General features: G+C 39.0%; 8 protein-coding genes and 1 pseudogene. 3 read left to right on the plus strand and 6 right to left on the minus strand.

From position 1 onward, the window contains the following. Positions 1 to 2: 2 nt before the first annotated feature. Positions 3 to 1991, plus strand: a complete 1989-nt coding sequence (locus ACFINS_RS01340; RefSeq protein ID WP_375705780.1) for a MacB family efflux pump subunit — start codon at positions 3 to 5, stop codon at positions 1989 to 1991. 1180 nt (positions 1992 to 3171) lie between these two features. On the opposite strand, the pseudogene ACFINS_RS01345 reads toward ACFINS_RS01340, so the two are convergent. Next, a pseudogene (locus ACFINS_RS01345) lies at positions 3172 to 3358 on the minus strand (integrase); the annotation flags it as partial. A gap of 731 nt (positions 3359 to 4089) precedes the next feature. Between ACFINS_RS01345 and ACFINS_RS01350 the strand changes: the two are divergent. Together ACFINS_RS01350 and ACFINS_RS01355 are read left to right on the plus strand one after the other, a co-directional pair. Then, positions 4090 to 9045, plus strand: a complete 4956-nt coding sequence (locus ACFINS_RS01350; RefSeq protein ID WP_375705781.1) for a DEAD/DEAH box helicase — start codon at positions 4090 to 4092, stop codon at positions 9043 to 9045. A gap of 1161 nt (positions 9046 to 10206) precedes the next feature. Then, positions 10207 to 10371 (plus strand): hypothetical protein, encoded by a 165-nt coding sequence (locus tag ACFINS_RS01355; protein WP_375705782.1) that lies wholly within the window; start codon positions 10207 to 10209, stop codon positions 10369 to 10371. A 19-nt stretch (positions 10372 to 10390) separates the two neighbouring features. Here ACFINS_RS01355 and ACFINS_RS01360 read toward each other — a convergent pair whose 3' ends face one another. The 5 genes from ACFINS_RS01360 to ACFINS_RS01380 all read right to left on the minus strand — a co-directional run bounded on the left by ACFINS_RS01360 (position 10391) and on the right by ACFINS_RS01380 (position 17844). Further along, a complete protein-coding gene (locus tag ACFINS_RS01360) occupies positions 10391 to 11059 on the minus strand; it encodes a YdcF family protein (protein ID WP_375705783.1) in 669 nt (222 codons plus the stop codon). 3 nt (positions 11060 to 11062) lie between these two features. Continuing rightward, positions 11063 to 12016, minus strand: coding sequence for a cell division protein FtsX (locus ACFINS_RS01365; RefSeq protein WP_375705784.1), 954 nt, complete (start codon positions 12014 to 12016; stop codon positions 11063 to 11065). Beyond that, the gene (gene ftsE, locus ACFINS_RS01370; protein ID WP_273723097.1) at positions 12009 to 12668 is read right to left on the minus strand and encodes a cell division ATP-binding protein FtsE; all 660 of its coding nucleotides are present in this window, start codon (positions 12666 to 12668) and stop codon (positions 12009 to 12011) included. Before ftsE ends, ACFINS_RS01365 begins: the two co-directional genes overlap by 8 nt. 533 nt (positions 12669 to 13201) lie before the next feature. Further along, positions 13202 to 15145, minus strand: a complete 1944-nt coding sequence (acs, locus tag ACFINS_RS01375) for an acetate--CoA ligase (protein WP_375705785.1) — start codon at positions 15143 to 15145, stop codon at positions 13202 to 13204. 2009 nt (positions 15146 to 17154) lie between these two features. Further along, positions 17155 to 17844, minus strand: coding sequence for a YggS family pyridoxal phosphate-dependent enzyme (locus tag ACFINS_RS01380; protein ID WP_375649803.1), 690 nt, complete (start codon positions 17842 to 17844; stop codon positions 17155 to 17157). Positions 17845 to 17852: the final 8 nt, after the last annotated feature.

Consider the following 17852-nt stretch of genomic DNA (forward strand, 5'->3'; position numbering starts at 1 on the left):
GCATGAGCACAAATCAAGCAAATGCTGTCTTCGTCTTGGAAAATATTGTGCGCAAATTTCCTGCGGGCGAAGCGTTTGTTACCGTTTTGAAAAACATCAATCTTACCATTAAACGTGGTGAAATGGTGGCAATTGTAGGTGCTTCCGGTTCAGGTAAATCGACCTTGATGAATATTTTAGGCTGTCTTGATCGTCCAACTTCTGGTCGTTATTGGATCTCTGGTAAAGAAACAGCTTCCCTTTCTGCGGATGAATTGTCGGCTTTGCGACGTAATCATTTTGGTTTTATTTTTCAGCGTTACCATTTGTTGAATGAATTGACAGCTCTTGGTAATGTTGAAATTCCGGCTATTTATGCGGGATGTGCCGTGGAAGCAAGGAAACAGCGGGCACAGGATCTTTTAACGCGTTTGGGCATGGGTGATCGGATAAATCATCGTCCAAATCAGCTTTCTGGTGGTCAGCAACAACGTGTTTCTATTGCTCGGGCGCTCATGAATAATGCGGAGGTCATTCTTGCAGATGAACCAACTGGTGCATTGGACAAAAAGAGTGGGCAAGAAGTATTGCATATTTTGGATGAACTTCATCAAGAGGGGCGTACCATTATCATTGTAACCCATGATATGCAGGTGGCTGAAAGAGCAGAGCGTATTATCGAAATCAGTGATGGGGAAATTATTGCTGATAAGCAGTCAAGGGTTGCAAAAACAAAAGTTGGTGGAAAATCTCTTCAGGAACAACAAAATCTAAAAGGCCAACAAAAACTGGGCTTTTTTCGTTCTTTTGTTGAGCGATTCCGTGAGGCGTTTGTGATGGCTCTGTTGGCAATGAATGCACATCGCATGCGGACTTTTCTAACAATGCTTGGGGTGATTATCGGTATTGGGGCGATTATTGCTATGGTGGCTTTAGGGAATGGTACACGAGAGAAAATTCTGGAAAATTTTAAAAGTTTGGGTACTAATACATTAACCATTTTTCCTGGTAAAAGTTTTTCTGATCCACAAGCAGAAAAAATAACCAGTTTGGTTGAAGCTGATGCAGAAGCCTTGTCTGGATTACCTTATGTTTCTGGTGTAACACCACAGATTTCAGCAAGCTCGAAAGTGCGTTTTGGTGCAATTGAAGTCAATGCTGTCATTGCGGGGGTGGGAGAACAATTTTTTCAGACACAGGGGCTCAAAGTTTTCAAAGGACAGTTTTTTGATCAAAAAAGTGTCCATGATCGGGCGGTTGATCTCGTGATCGAGAAAGAAGCATTGTCTGTTCTTTTCCCCCATAGCCATGAAAGCCCCCTTGGAAAGGTGGTGAATGTGGGTAATGTTCCTGCGCGTATTATTGGTGTTGTTGATTCGCAAAATAATGCAAGTGGAGATACATCAAATACTTTACAGCTTTATTTACCCTATACAACAGTGCAGACGCGTTTTCTTGGTACAACAGAAGTTCGTGCGATTACCGTTAGGATTGCTGATGATATTGATTCATATTTAGCGGAGACCATGATAAAACGTTTTCTCATTATGCGGCATGGCGGGGAGGATTTTTTCATTAGAAATTCTGAATTTTTCCGTGAACGTGTTATGGAGAGTACAAATATTTTAACACTTTTAATTTCTTCAATTGCAGCTATTTCCCTGGTTGTGGGGGGTATTGGGGTGATGAATATTATGTTGGTCACTGTTTCTGAGCGGATCAATGAAATCGGCGTGCGTATGGCAGTTGGTGCACGGCAAAGTGATATTTTACAGCAATTTCTCATTGAAGCGATTTTGGTTTGTGTGATTGGTGGTGGTTTGGGAATCTTGCTTGGACTTTCTATAGGTGGCTTGTTTCTTCTGTTTAAGGCACCTATTCATTTGGTTTATACTATTGAATCGATCATTATGTCTCTTACTTTTTCAACCCTCATAGGAATATGTTTTGGCTTTTCTCCAGCGCGGCAAGCTTCACGGCTTGACCCTGTTGTCGCCCTTTCACGCGATTAAGCTTTATCAATTGGGGCATGTTTGTTCGTGATGCTTTCCTACTTGGATGAAGCATTTATGAAGCGAAACATGAATGGAAAAAGTTTAGCATTATTTGCTGCTCTATTTTAGAAAACGCTTTGTTCATTAAGTGGAACGTATCACTAGAGGTAAGCGTTTTATAGCGCACCACATCATGTGAGATATGGTAGGCATATAAGCCTTCTTGAGGCATTAAATGTTTTGAGAATGCATGATGAATATTTTAAATCTTTCTTGTCGAGTCTTATGGAAGTAAATCCTATTAAGGAGAAATTAAATAGAACCCGTTAGAATGAGATTGCTTGCAGACTGAATTTTGTTAAAAATTCTCGTCTTCTGAGATGTGAAGAGGAGGACAAGTGAAATATACTGCGCGGCGATTCTTAAGATTTAACCTAAAAAGAGGCGGGGGAAGTGAATAGTATATCTGCTAACAAACAAAAGAACAAAAAAGAAGGTTGATACCAAAAACAGCTTAAACCTCCGTTCTTCCAAAAAATGAACTGGTATCGAGATAGTTGAGCAGTTTAAGAGGTTTCGTTTAGTCTTTTTAAGATTTTCGGAAAAGAGGTTATGAGGATTTCTCACTTTTAGTTTTGCAGAAGTTGGTGCAAATTATAGGTGTTTAGGTTTATGCAAATAAATTATGATCGTGCTCAAGTTTTAAAATGTGACCTAAGACACAGCCATTTTCTGTTCCTTTATGCGAGTAACTTAGCTTTCTTTAGAATATTTTGTTTAAGGCATCGCTTTTTTCTGCCTTATCTCATGATTTTGGAGCTGAAGGATAAACAAGCCATTTGAGTTTCTAGGGTAAGGATGCCGTCAGATACTCGGTAGGGGGCGTGATCTTAAGAACTAATACCGTGAGATGCGGGTTTGATTTCATGAGTTTGGTGAGGAAGACAAAAAGTTTGAGAGGCGGATAGCTTCTTATTTTGAATGATGTATGAATGAAAGGGGCTTTCATTCATTGAAAAAGAATAAGCTCATATTCAGCAGATGTGAGATGAAGTAAGAGAACATCGTAATACCAAGCTGCAGTTATGTTGCTAAAGAACATAATGGCCGCTAGTGATGAGCACTGGTATGTCTAGTTGGTATGGTATTCTTCCTCCTGCTACAAGTTCGATACAGAGCGCCATTGTGTTGCACATTAACACTCTTGTTTTAAAGAAACATTTCTCAAGGTATCCAAGCCTATTTTGCGACGCTGTTCATGGTAAATCTATTGAGCACCTCCATCTTTACGCTTATGAAGTAATAAGCCGGCACCATCATTATATTTGCCAGCTCGTGGGTGTTGCGATAGACCTTGCATTAAGGCGGCGGTTCATAAGAGCCATTTTTAGTCATTTCTTGTACAGTTTTTCTCCACACACTCATCCCGCTTGTGATGTGCAAGCAGGTGGTTTTGATTGATTCAAGATAAACAGATTTGAAATGAGAAAATCTTACGTTATTCAGAGTTCTAATTTAATATGAATGACGCTATATTATCATTATAAATCAATATATTGTACATATAAAAAAGAATTCTAAAACCACCCGCTATAAAGTATAAGAAGCGAATAATTAGTCTACGAAAGAACAAAAGACAAAGAAATATTTCAAAAATCAATATTTTGAATATCACGACTAATATTTTGCGTATTATAGTGAAATTATATGCATGATCGTTCGTAAAATGCGCTGTTTTGTGTGTGGAGTTTCTTCCTTGGTGTCTTGTGTGTTCGCAGGTGTCCTATCCATTTCCTCCTCTCATTCTTAAGCTAAATCCTAAAATTATTGCGCACTTTATTGTGTATTCTTAACAAAAGGCAAAAAATATTTTCAAAATCATCACGCCTTACCGTTTATTTCCATAGGGATATAGACATCAATAAATGCATCATATGATTTGGGGGATCCTCAAAAGGATCAAAAGATTCTCTCTTGTTGATTTAATTAAGCATAGACGAAATATCTTAAAATCAAGCAATTTTAAGCTTTTTTTAAGTTTTTTGGGTAGAACAAGAGGCATTAATGAATAGGTCTAGATTCGATAATTGAAAATGTTTTTAATAGAGAGAAAAGCATGACGACGCTGCAATCGCTTTTACAGAGCTATCGTGATGAAGCGCGTACCGAACGAGATAAAGGTACATATTTTGAGCGTTTTGCTCTTGCTTATCTGATACATGATCCTCTTCAGTCTGGGTGTTATGAGAAGATTCAAACCTTTAAAGATTGGGCTCATGAAAATGATTGGGATGGTCATGATACTGGTATCGATCTTGTGGCAAAGCTTCGTGATGGAGGGGGTTTTGCGGCAATCCAATGTAAATTTTATGATGCAGCCTATCGGATTAGAAAAGCAGATATTGATAGTTTTATTTCGGCATCAGGGAAAGCTCCATTCAAGCGGCGTGTTATTATAGATAGTACTGAAAGTACTTGGAGTGATAACGCTGAAACAATGATACGGGGGCAGGATATTCCTGTTATACGGATTAATCTTTCCGATATACAACAAAGTCCGATCCGTTGGGAAACTTTTGCAGCCCAGGGCAAAGTTGTTTTGGAGGATAAAAAGAAGCTGCGTCCACATCAATTGGAAGCATTGCGTGATGTGCGTGCTGGGCTTGCTCAAGCAGATCGGGGGAAGCTTATTATGGCTTGTGGTACTGGTAAGACATTTACCAGTCTTAAAATTGCTGAGGATTTGGCGGGTGAAGGCAAGTTTGTTTTGTTTCTTGTTCCTTCCTTGGCACTGATGTCACAGACGGTTCGTGAATGGACAACGGATGCAGGAATCGGATTGAGATCTTTTGCTGTTTGTTCCGATACACAAGTGGGAAAGCGTCGTAAAAATAGTGATGATGTTGCTGAAATTGATGTGTTTGATCTTGCTTTTCCGGCGACAACCGATGCTGCTAAACTTGCAAAACAGGTGGCGAAGAGTGTTGCAGATAAGATGACCGTGGTGTTTGCAACCTATCAATCTATTCAGGTGATTGCTGATGCTCAGAAAAACTATGGTTTGCCAACATTTGATCTTATCATTTGTGATGAAGCGCACCGTACAACAGGGGCAACGCTGGTGGGCGAGGATGAATCCAATTTTGTTAAGGTGCATTCCAATGATGTTATTCGTGCCAAGAAACGCCTTTATATGACAGCGACACCACGCATTTTTGGTGATAACGCAAAAAGTCGCGCGAATGAAGTTAATGCTGTTCTTGCTTCTATGGATGATGAAAAGCTTTTTGGTAAAACACTTTTTTATCGGGGTTTTTCATGGGCAGTACAAAATGATCTTTTAACAGATTATAAGGTTATTGTCTTAGCAATGGACGAAAAATTGGTCAGTTCCGCTGTTCAGAAGCGCCTTAGTGATAGCGATACTGAGCTTGTTCTTGATGATGCAACAAAGATTATTGGCTGTTATAAGGCTTTGACAAAACAAAATATGAAGGCTGATGTTGGTGCGGATTTATATCCTATGCATCGTGCTTTAGCATTTTGTAAAACTATTAAAAGTTCTGAACTTGTGCGTGATGAGTTTTCTACGGTTGTTAGAGAATATCTTGATTATACGAAAGAGGATACAGAAAATGAGCATTTTCTGAAGTGTGAAATTGAGCATGTTGATGGCACTTTCAATGCGAAGGATCGTGGTGCATTACTTGACTGGTTGAAAGCTGATAGTGGGGATGATGTTTGTCGTATTTTGACCAATGCTCGGTGTTTGTCTGAGGGGGTGGATGTTCCGGCTCTTGATGCGATCATGTTTTTAAATCCACGCAAAAGCCAGATCGATGTTGTGCAAGCGGTTGGGCGGGTGATGCGTCGCTCTGAAGGTAAAAAGATGGGATATGTCATTTTGCCAATTGGCATTCCTCCTGATACTCCAGTGGAACAGGCTTTGAACAACAATGATAAATATCGGGTTATCTGGCAAATTTTAAATGCTTTGCGTGCGCATGATGATCGTTTTGATGCGACGATTAATAAGGCATCCCTCGGGCAAGATATCAGCAATGTGATTGAGATTATTGGTGTCACGCAGAGCACTGAGTTACAGGCTGTTACGGCTGTTGTAGACAATCTTCCGGTTCGCTCACAGCCTGCACGAGCGGGAATTGGAAGTCTGGAGCATGATTGCTTTCTTACAGAGCAGGTAAACGAGGAGCTTTCTTTCTGCGTAGATGAACTTTCTCGTGCGATTTTGGCAAAGATCGTTAAGAAATGTGGGACACGTGATTATTGGGAGGATTGGGCGAGCAATATTGCTGAAATTGCTAAGAATCATATCACGCGCTTAACAGGCATTCTGGCAGAGCCAAATACTGAGGCGCGTCAAGCCTTTGACAGGTTTGTGGCAGAACTGCGTGATGACTTAAATGATGCTGTTACAGAAGCTGATGCGATTGAGATGTTGGCACAGCATATTATCACGCGTCCTGTCTTTCAGGTGTTGTTTGAAGGCTATCAGTTCACACGTGAGAATCCTGTCTCGCGTGCTATGCAGCGTATGCTTGATGTGCTTGATGAGGCAAATCTTGATAAGGAATCCAAAGATCTGGAAAAATTTTACGCAAGTGTAAAATTACGAGCCAGTGGCATTACGGATCCAAAAGCAAAACAGAGGTTGATTGTAGAGCTTTATGATAAGTTTTTTCGTTATGCTTTTCCACGCACTGTAGAAAAACTAGGCATTGTTTATACCCCCGTCGAGGTTGTGGATTTTATTTTGCACTCTGTCAATGATGTCTTAGAGCAAGAATTTGGGCAAACGCTTGGCTCATCGGGTGTGCACATCATGGATCCTTTTACTGGAACGGGTACTTTTATCACGCGGCTTTTACAATCGGGTCTGATAAAACCAGAGGAGATGAAACACAAATTTTGTCGTGAAATTCATGCCAATGAAATCGTGCTTTTAGCCTATTATATTGCAGCCATTAATATTGAGACGACCTATCATGGTCTGATGGGGGGAGGTTATGTTCCGTTTGAGGGAATTTGTTTGACCGATACATTCCAGCTTTATGAGCAAGAAAAAGACCTGATCAGTGATTTGCTGGTGGATAACAGTACACGTCGGGCGCACCAGAAGGAACTGGATATTCGTGTTATTGTTGGCAACCCCCCTTATTCTTCTGGACAAAAAAGTGAAAACGACAATGCGCAGAATATTGGCTATCCTAAATTGGATCGTCGCATTCGTGAAACCTATGCCGCTCAATCTAAAGCAAGCAATGTTAATGGACTTTATGACAGTTATATTCGTGCCATTCGTTGGGCAAGTGACCGTATAAAAGACTGTGGTGTTATTGGTTTTGTGACAAATGCAGGTTTTATTAGTAGTTACTCTACGGATGGTTTACGAAAATGTTTAATCGAGGAATTTAGCAGCCTTTATATTTTCCATTTGCGGGGGAATCAACGAACTTCTGGAGAACTCTCTCGAAAGGAGGGGGGAAAGATTTTTGGTTCTGGGTCTCGCGCACCTATTGCGATTTCCATTTTGGTTAAAAATCCGGATGCACAACAGCATGGGAAAATATATTTTCGTGATATTGGAGATTATCTCACAGCAAAAGAAAAGCTCCGTGAACTTCAGAGGTTGGGGAGTATTGGTGGTATCACACGTGAACACAGCTGGCAGATGATTACACCTGATGAGCATGGCGATTGGCTGAATCAGCGCAATAATGATTTTGAAAAATTTCTAGCCTTAGGTGACAAGAAAGGCAGTGATAAAAGGCTCTTTGAAAATTTTTCTGGCGGTATACAAACTAGTCGTGATGCTTGGACATATAACTCAAGTCGTGAAGCTTTAGCAAAGAATATGAGCAATATGATTGCTTTTTATAACAGTGAAGTAGAGCGTTTTAATGCTGCGTATCTACATTCTGATCGCAAAGCACGTGCAAATGCTGTGAACGATTTTGTCAATACAGATTCTAGAAAGATTAGTTGGAGTAGTAGCCTTAAAGAAGAATTAATAAGGGGGAAAGCTTTTAAATTTAAAGATACGTATATTACCCAGAGCCTTTATCGTCCTTTTACACAACAGTGGCTCTATTACAATCGTGTTTTTAACCATAGAGTTTTACAAATGCCACGTATTTTTCCTCTGGAACAAGCGGCTGAAAATAAGGTGATACAAGTTACGGGAATTGGAGCAAGCAGTGGATTTTCTGTTCTGATGACTAAGAATTTATCTAATCTTCATGCAATGGATACTGGTCAATGTTTTCCACGGTATGTTTATGAAGATACTGTGTCCTTGAAAAATAAGGAGGGGGATCAGGTTCATTTGTTTGCAAATTTTGCAGAGGAAAGCAAAGAAACTGGTTTAGAGCGGCGTGATGCTCTTACGGACGAAGGGTTGGCTTATTTTAAGGCAGCTTATCCTGGTGAAATGATTACAAAGGATGATTTGTTTTATTATGTTTATGGGATTTTGCATTCTGAAGATTATCGTGCTCGTTATGCGCATAATCTGTCTAAACAATTGCCGCGTATTCCAACAGTTAAAAAGGTAGAGGATTTTTGGGCTTTTGTTACAGCGGGGCGAAAGCTTGGTGATTTGCATATGAATTATGAAGAGGTTGAGCCCTATCCTGTTACCTATAAACAGGGCGATCCAAGAACTTGGATGATTTCTGATGAGAAGAGTTTCTATCGTGTTGAAGCAATGAAATTTGCTGGTAAGCGTGGTGCTATTGATAAAAACACAGTGATTTATAATGCGCATATCACGATGCAGGATATTCCTCTTGAAGCTTATGAGTATGTGGTCAATGGCAGGTCTGCTCTTGAATGGGTTATGGAACGGCAGATTGTCAAAACGGATAAAGCGAGTGGGATTGTGAATGATGCTAATCGCTATGCTGTTGAGACGGTGGGTAATCCAGCTTATCCATTGGAATTGTTTCAGCGGGTTATTACTGTAAGCTTGGAAACAATGAAAATTGTGCGCAACCTGCCAAAATTGGAAGTGAGAGAAACTGAAAAGGTTAAGTTATCCATTGTGCGGTAAAACAGCGCTGTGTCGTAACAAACTGGCACTATCATACACCTTGCCAGCTCGTGGGTATTGTGACAGCCCTTGGCACTTGAGACAAGTTCATAAGAGGCATGCCTTTCTTGTACCGTTTTACGCTGCGCAGGCTCTCTTCCCTTGTGGTGTTCAAGTCCTGTGTGATGTGCAAGAAAATGGTTTTGATTGATTCAATAGAGAACAGATTTGAAATGAGAAAATCTGATGATATTGAGAGCTCTCATTCAAGTTGTAGCGTAATAAAATTTCATTATAAATCAATATGTTGTATGTAATAAAGCACCTTAGGCAGTGAGGTCACTAAAATTATGACGCATGAGCTTTAGCGGCAGTGATGAATATTCTCAGGCAGAGGGGTTTTCTTGTCGAGCTTTATGTGAGTAAACCATATAAATGGGGAAGCTGAGAGGAACCTGTCCAGAGAAAGTGAACTGTTTACAAATCGTTGCTGATAGGAATCATCGTCCTTTGAGATGTTGAGAGGAAATCACAATTCTTATGAAATCTGTCTTTTGAGATGTTCTGATATTGAAGTGAGCAGGTGGAACGCGTTAGACAAGAAGCTGAGTTATTATTGTTTACAGATCAATAGAGTTTAAAAGTTTTCGTTCTTTTTGGGAGAGGAAACCAGACAAAAGGTGATCTTAGAGAGCGAAATGATTTCAAAAAAGATTGCGATAAAAAATGTAGGGTATTTGTCGCGGTGTGCGTTTTGAGCTTATTTCTATCTGTGATCTAAAATGCTCTTATGAAGATGCTTTTTAGAATAAGAGATTGTTACTAATATATTGACTTATAATGATAGTTTAATGTTCTCTCTGTTAAATGAGAAATCTAAGTATTATAAATTTTCTTATTTTAAATCTATTAAAATTACTTCTTTGCATGTCATATGAGGTTGGTATGTTCGTGTTTAAGAAAGGCGTAATGCATGCCTCTTACCAATCATCCCAAGAGGTTTAAGAGAAATCGTAATACTTGAGAGGCGGCAAAATATAGGGTGGGGCGGTTTGCATTTTTTATGAAGGGTAAGACAGTGGTATAAATAGATTTTTATGACAAGTCTGGCGATCTTATGGCTGTCTAGGGGCTCTATTTACAAGAGCTTATATATTGGGATGGTATGTACAGATCCGCGCTGTGAGATATGTTTGGGATGTAAGAGATGTTTTTGGTGAACGTGCAAATACAGTGACACGTGCATTGGGATGTTCTGCGTTGTATGAGGGTAAGCTCTGTCGAGCTTTTATGGCGGTAATTCGTGTGGAAGGGTATGAAGCGGTTCGTGGGTGGCAAGGTTTTTAAAAAGTTAGAAGGATAAAGATTAGAATGCGGTTCTGATATAGACTTGGAGCGTTTTAATATATTGGAATATAAGAATGCGGATTTGATTGATCTGTTGTATTGCGCTTTCAGCATTGTTCTTTTTAACAGGATAGGCAATGAAATGGATATCAGGCATTAAATATTTAAGTTCTCGCATTGAGCGCCACACATGGTAATCATGGGTGACGATATAAAGAGTTCTATAGTGGTGTTTTTTGATCCAAGCGGCGCTTTCTTCGGCGTTTCCTCTGGTGTTAATCGCTTGATGCCCAATGTCAATACAACAGGAGATAAGCCGTGGGGTAATATGCATGTTGTGCATGAGACTTTTCAGATTGGTTGTGGTGTTTACGCCACTGATGAGGAGACGTGAACCAAACCCCCTTTGTAAGAGATTAAGTCCTGTCTCTATTCGGTTTTCTCCGCCTGTAAGCACGATAATGGCATCCGCTTTGGGGAGAGGTGTTGGGGGAGAAAGTCGTTCAGTTTTTTCAGAAAAAATAATAAAACCGCCCCAGAAAATGAAAACAGTGATTGCAAGAGTAAGGGTTGTTGGTGGAAAATAGCGAAATAAAAGCCATGAAGACCAACTATTATAGTGGGGCCGTTTTGGAAGAGGACGTTCTAAATTGTTTTGTGTCAATGAGTTGAAAGTGTTGTGAGTCATAAATTAAAATAAACCGTTTTCACATTGATCGATTTTTTTCAGTTGCGCTAAAATAGTCATGCGATTTGTAAGGGTGGTGAGAAAAGAAACGAAAATAATAAGCAGAGTGATTTTGCCATAAGGAACGGAACTTATGGAAAGATGTCCAAACAAAGCTGTTACTTGGCTAGCTTCTGCTCTTCCCAAGTTATAATTCGTCCAGAGACAAAAGGCTGAAAACAGAAAGATGCTTGTGAAACCACCATATAAAGCACCGCGCAGTGCCGTTTTAAAAAAATGCCAATCAAATTGACGCGCAATGAAAAGAGTTTCAGTGCCAAGAAAATATAAGACATTGATAATATGTGTATTTTCTGCCAATGCATTGCGGGTGGCAAAAATGATGGTGAGGATTAGAGAGCCTAGAACCAATGCTAAAATTGAAAAACCGATAAAAACCGTGGTGTATGCCATGGTCGCAAAACGATGGACCCAAACACGGTGATCATCAAATTGACCTCCTGGAATTTGGGTTTTAATGGCGTGATTAATGGCTGCAAAATTGATTTTTTCATCTCTCTTCAGGGTCACAATGATGAGGCGGGGAAGGGGTAGTTCATTGACATTGAAGCCTGTTCCAAGCCATGGCTCCAGTAACTTTTCTGTAGCTTTTTGGTCAACAATTTTTGCATCTTGTACACCAGAAAATGTTTTAACCAATTGTACGGCATCACGGAGTGCTTTGTTGATATCAACATTGTCAATGGGGCGTATTTGTATTGTTGCTTCATAGCTAATCTGATTACTCCAATTTTGGGCGGCACGTTGGACCAAATCAACACCGATTAAGGTGAGGCTTGAAAGAAATGTCATAATAGCAATCACGGCAACTAATGCTTTTCCAGAAATATTACCACTGGGAATAATCGCTGTTGTATTTTTTTTATTGCTTGTAAAAATGGGGAAAGACTTATTCATGAATCGTCATCCGTCCGTTATGGAGAAGCATACGTCGTGCTGCAACTTGTTCCATTAAGGCAATATCATGGGTAGCAATGATAACAGCCGTTCCAAAACGGTTTAATTCAATAAACAAACGGAGGAGGCGTTTTGCCAAGGGCGGATCGACATTTCCGGTGGGTTCATCGGCAAGTAGAATTTCAGGTTGATCAATGAGTGCGCGTGCAATGGCTACCCTTTGTTTTTCCCCACCGGAAAGAACCGGTGGTAAAACATGAATATGATCTCCAAGACCTACCCAACAGAGAAGATCTTCCACTTCACTGCGATAGGTTGCTTCTTCTTGTCCTTTAATGCGTAAAGGTAAGGAGACATTTTCATAAGTGGTCATGTGGTCGAGTAAACGAAAATCTTGAAAAACCACCCCAATACGTTGTCGCAGCGCAGGGAGCTCTTGTCGTTTGAGTAATGCTGTGTCTGTTCCAAAGAGATCAATATGACCGCGGGTGGGTTTGAGTGCCAAAAACATAAGACGCATCAGCGACGTTTTCCCTGCTCCAGAGGCACCTGTGAGAAATTGAAATGATCCAGGAGGAATATGAAAGCTAATATCACGAAGGACCTCAGGGCCCATTCCATAGCGTAGGCCGACATTTTCAAAATGAATCACTTTTTATTATTACTCCTGATTTTATATTGCATCATTTATTCTAAAAACTCTTACTTTCATTGCTTTAGATTTTTGTTGTAAGCTTGTTTATTTTAGATTTCATGGTTTTCAATATTTTTTATACACCCTCGTTATAGATAAATATTTTTGCTCAAGAATATTATCACTTATACTTTCTTTTTTTAGCCTTATTTATGATTTTAGCAGGAATTTCAAAGGGATTCTAGCATAAACATCAGAACTATTTTTCCTTCTTACTCAGAGGCTTTTTTTGCACTGAGTGGACATTGGGTGATTTTAAAAAGCTATGTTGCTCTTTTTATCTTACTTTCTTATTCTTGTTCGCATCCCAATCCTGAGGTTTTTGCTTAAATTATTTCTTACCTGTTATGAAAAAAAGCGTTTGTTGTTAGAATGATTGAGCTTCTCGTGAATTGTTTTATTTTTTATTCTCCTCGGTGGTTTTCGTAATAATGCTGAGATAATTTTAGCAAAAAACAAAAACCACCGTATGTTGTATTTCGTCGTGTTTTTTAGTTTTGTCGGTTGGCAATCAGATCTTCAACAACTTGTGGTTCGGCAAGAGTTGAAATATCTCCGAGAGTATCAAAATCGTTTTCAGCGATTTTTCGTAAAATACGTCTCATAATTTTCCCTGATCGCGTTTTGGGAAGCTGCGGAGCAAACTGAATTTTATCCAATATGGCAATAGAGCCTATTTCTTGTCTCACATGCTTGATAAGGTCTTTTTGCAATTCTTCACTTGGCGCTGTTCCTTCCATGAGGGTCACAAAACTATAAATTCCTTGTCCTTTAATGGGATGCGGGTAACCCACAATAGCTGCTTCTGATACAGAGGGATGAGAAACAAGAGCTGATTCAATTTCAGCGGTTCCTAATCTGTGCCCCGAGACATTGAGAATGTCATCAACTCGTCCTGTGATCCAATAATAACCGTCGCTATCGCGCCTACAGCTATCGCCTGAAAAATATTTTCCTTTATAGGAGGAAAAATAAGTTTGAATAAAGCGTTCATGATCCTTATAAAGTGTGCGCATTTGTCCGGGCCATGAATCACTGATACAAAGAGTGCCTTCTGCTTCACCTTCTAAAACATTGCCTTGGGCATCAACAATTTGGGGTTGAACACCAAAGAAAGGACGTGTGGCCGATCCTGCTTTGAGGGGGGTTGCACCAGGCAAGGGTGTGATCATATGCCCTCCTGTTTCCGTTTGCCACCATGTATCGAGAATCGGACAACGGTCATTTCCAATTATATGATAAAACCATTCCCATGCTTCTGGGTTAATAGGTTCTCCTACTGTGCCTAAAAGACGCAACGATGTTCTGTCTGAGTGTTCAACAAACGAATTTCCTGCTCCCATTAAGGCGCGGATAGCTGTTGGTGCGGTGTAGAGTGTATTGACTTGATGCTTGTCGACAATTTCCCAAAATCTTCCTTTGTCAGGAAAGGTTGGTGTGCCTTCAAACATTAAAGTGGTCGCACCATTACATAAAGGTCCATAAACCAAGTAAGAATGGCCGGTTATCCAACCAATATCAGCCGTACACCAGTAAACTTCATCGGGGTGGTAATCAAAAACATATTGGTGAGTCATCGAGGCAAAAACAAGATAGCCTGCTGTGGTATGCAAAACACCTTTAGGTTTGCCGGTGGAGCCTGAAGTATAAAGAATAAAAAGTGGATCTTCAGCATTCATGGGTTCTGGTGGACAAGCTGTTTTGGTATGAGCTATCTCTTCGTGGTACCAAAAATCACGCCCCTCTACCCATTGAATGGGTCCACAAGTCCGCCGTATAACCATTACTTGGTCCACATGCACGTTTTGGCGCGCGGCTATCTCAATGGCATGGTCAACGTTGTCTTTTAAGTTGATCCGTTTGCCGCCACGCAAGCCGTGATCAGCGGTAATCATAAAGGTTGATTCACAATCGACAAGGCGTCCTGCTATTGCTTCAGCAGAAAAGCCAGCAAAAATAACCGAATGAATAGCTCCAATGCGAGCACAAGCAAGCATGGCATAGGCTGCTTCGGGAATCATAGGAAGATAAATGGTTACTTTATCGCCTTTCTTAATGCCACGACTTTTCAAAAGATTAGCAAAACGACAAACATGTTCATAAAGCTCGTTATAGGTTATTTTTTTATCATGATAAGGATTATCTCCTTCCCAAATGAGCGCGATTTTGTCTCCATGGGTTTTCAGGTGGCGATCAATGCAATTATAGGTAACATTTGTTATCCCATCTTCGTACCATTGAATGGAGACATCTCCGTTAAAAGAAGTGTTTTTTACTTTTGTAAAAGGTTTAAACCATTCAATGCGTTGACCATGTTTGGCCCAGAAGCTTTCTGGATCATTGATGCTTTCTCGATACCATTGTTGATAAGTTTTCTCATCGAGTAAAGTATTTTTTTTGATCTCTTCTGATATTGGATAAATTTTTTCAGTCATGTTTCCCTCTTTTTATTGTTTGGAAAAATCTGCCTCTGTATTTTTGTATGGTTATATTTGTGGCAGAGTTTTCCCAAAAGCTTTTCATTATGAGGTTAGACTAAATGACAAAGATTAGAATAGTCAATTTTTAAATCTGATACGTTTTTCTTAAAAAGGTATTTTATGCTTTTAAGATATTCAAATATGGCAAAGACTATTGCGGTATAGAGCTTTTTATAAACGCACAAAGATATTAAAAAAATATCCTATAAAGGAGAGGGAATGAGAATGCTTTTTAAAAGAATAAATTTACTAAATATTAATATAAACCAAAATATCTACATAAACTATCAAAAATAATGAACATAATTACTGTATATAATGTTGTTTTTATAGCTACTTTCTAACTGTAACCACCAATTTTTTTAAAACCAATAGCATATATAGGGATGAATACAAAGAGAATGCAAAATAGCCTTATTATTTCATAACGAATATTCATTATAAAAAATCCTAAATTATAATATGTTATAAATAATAGATATCCCTGAAAAATATTTTATCCAAAGATATTTGGTATATTCTTTCCAATATTTACAAAAATACTAATTTCAGAGATATCTTTGTCGCTATTCTCTATAAATTAGAACCAACATTCACGACCTTTTTCTATAAAGCCCAAAGATCATCTGCTAAGAATCCACCTGCGGCGCCTAAGAGTCTACCTGTAAATGCACCCGCTGGTCTTCCAGTTATACCACCTAGAATTGCTCTGCCTATTCCTCCATCAAAAGCTCCATGCCAACCCTCTTGCGCCTATGTGAGACATAAAATCATTAGTACTACATGTATTTCCATAAATGATAGGTGTTGAATCATGTATCGTATAAGTTAAACCTGAACCAAAATGTTTCAGTTTAATACTCCTAATATTATCTACATTAAAAATATTAATCATAATTATACATTTCAAATGTCTATCACGTATTTTTAGAGAAATTACAAATATAAACTTTAAAAATGGTGATAAAAATACTGTAATAAATAATAACTATATTGTATTAATACTTTTTTATATGTGAAATTTTATTCTTAAAAAGATAATAATATTATTTGCAATATTTTAAAATATAAGAAATATCTCCTGTTTTTTCTTAATTAAAGTTTAAATTTAGAAAAATTGCGTATATGAAAAGTTGAAGTTTTTCTCTTTGTTTAAGAGAACGACAAAGGAATATCGTTATTGAAATCGGTCTCATTGCCATTGTTTTGCGTGCATGTATTATGCGCACATGCATGGGATTCGTTCTTTTATTTTTCAAGCGGATATTGACTGTATTTACGCTTTGTAGAGCATAGAAAGCCTCTATGCTATCGTTGATCTTATAGATTGCTAGCATGTTGTTTAGCGCGGCTCTTGGTGCTCTATTGGGTATTTGAGATGTTTATTTTGCTCAAGTGACTTACATGAAAGAGTTTTGTTATTGTATTATGCAGCCATAAGCCTCTTTTGCCTGCTTTACGCCATTGGCATGCGGGGAAATTGTTTACGCATGTTGGAGAAGTTAAGAGAATGCGTGATTTTCAATGAAAATCATTGCGATAATCGTATTCAATATTCTTTTGCTATTAGTGATTTTGCGACAGTTTTTTCATTCATGCTCAACGCCCCTCTTATCATTTTGCTTTTATATAAGGATTTATTTTTTATGTTGCTTTTGCTGGAGAGGCGTTCAGAGGGGAGTAAAGTAGAGCCAATATGCGAGAATATGAGAGCCAAATTGTAATGCTATTTTGAAGCTATTGTACGTGTTGTGGATGTGCCGGTGAGAAATTTGAGAAGACCAGCTTTTTTGCTTATTTTGCTAACAGGATGAAAGAGGGACTGGAATCTTTTTTGCTAGAATTGCTCCTTTATTGAGATTGAAGGAAATATTTTTCTCATTTCTGCTGTTTTTGGCTTGTTCGTAGAATCTTCAATGGGAATTTATTGAAGGGGGAATAGATTTATATGAGGGGAAATTGCTTTACACAGGGCGTTTTCCAAATAAAGCGGAGCCAATGCGAAGGACATTAGAGCCAAACTGTAGAGCGGTTTTGAAATCACTGGACATACCCATGGAAAGCTTTGGAAGACCTGCTTGTTTTGCTAATTTTGCTAGAAGAGCGAAATAGGGACCGGGGTTTTCGTCGACAGGGGGGATGCCCATAAGTCCGATGATATCAAGTCCATAATTGTTTTTGCATTGGTTGACAAAAGATGTAGCTTCTTGTGGTGCTATACCACTTTTTTGCGGTTCTAAGCCAATGTTAACTTGAACATAGCAGGGGAGATGCTTTTTTTGTTTTTCCATTTCTTCAGCTAAGCTTTTGGCTATTTTTTCACGGTCAACCGTTTGAATAACATCAAAAAGTTTGATCGCCTCTGCTGTTTTATTTGATTGTAGGGGACCAATGAGATGAAGTTTAATATTTTCAAATTGTTGACGTAAAGCAGGCCATTTTTGTGCTGCTTCTTGTACGCGGTTTTCTGCAAACAAAGATTGGCCTGCTTGCAAAAGGGGTCGTATATCAATAGCAGAAACAGTTTTTGAAACAGCGATAAGTTCAATTTCTTCTACAGGGCGTTGTAACTCTTGACATGTTTCAGCAATGTCTTTTTGAAGGTTTTGCCATGCTTCAACGGAAGGGGCATCAAGGGGTGTTTGTGTATTCATATTTTTGT

This window comes from Bartonella sp. AA2SXKL (assembly GCF_042197205.1).
In the GTDB taxonomy this organism is placed as follows: domain Bacteria; phylum Pseudomonadota; class Alphaproteobacteria; order Rhizobiales; family Rhizobiaceae; genus Bartonella.

Excerpts from the sequence above, each read along its gene's own strand:
- ACFINS_RS01340 (WP_375705780.1), top strand. The coding sequence starts at position 3 with ATGAGCACAAATCAAGCAAATGCTGTCTTCGTCTTGGAAAATATTGTG.
- ACFINS_RS01350 (WP_375705781.1), top strand. The coding sequence starts at position 4,090 with ATGACGACGCTGCAATCGCTTTTACAGAGCTATCGTGATGAAGCGCGT.
- ACFINS_RS01360 (WP_375705783.1), bottom strand. The coding sequence starts at position 11,059 with ATGACTCACAACACTTTCAACTCATTGACACAAAACAATTTAGAACGT.
- ACFINS_RS01365 (WP_375705784.1), bottom strand. The coding sequence starts at position 12,016 with ATGAATAAGTCTTTCCCCATTTTTACAAGCAATAAAAAAAATACAACA.
- acs (WP_375705785.1), bottom strand. The coding sequence starts at position 15,145 with ATGACTGAAAAAATTTATCCAATATCAGAAGAGATCAAAAAAAATACT.
- ACFINS_RS01380 (WP_375649803.1), bottom strand. The coding sequence starts at position 17,844 with ATGAATACACAAACACCCCTTGATGCCCCTTCCGTTGAAGCATGGCAA.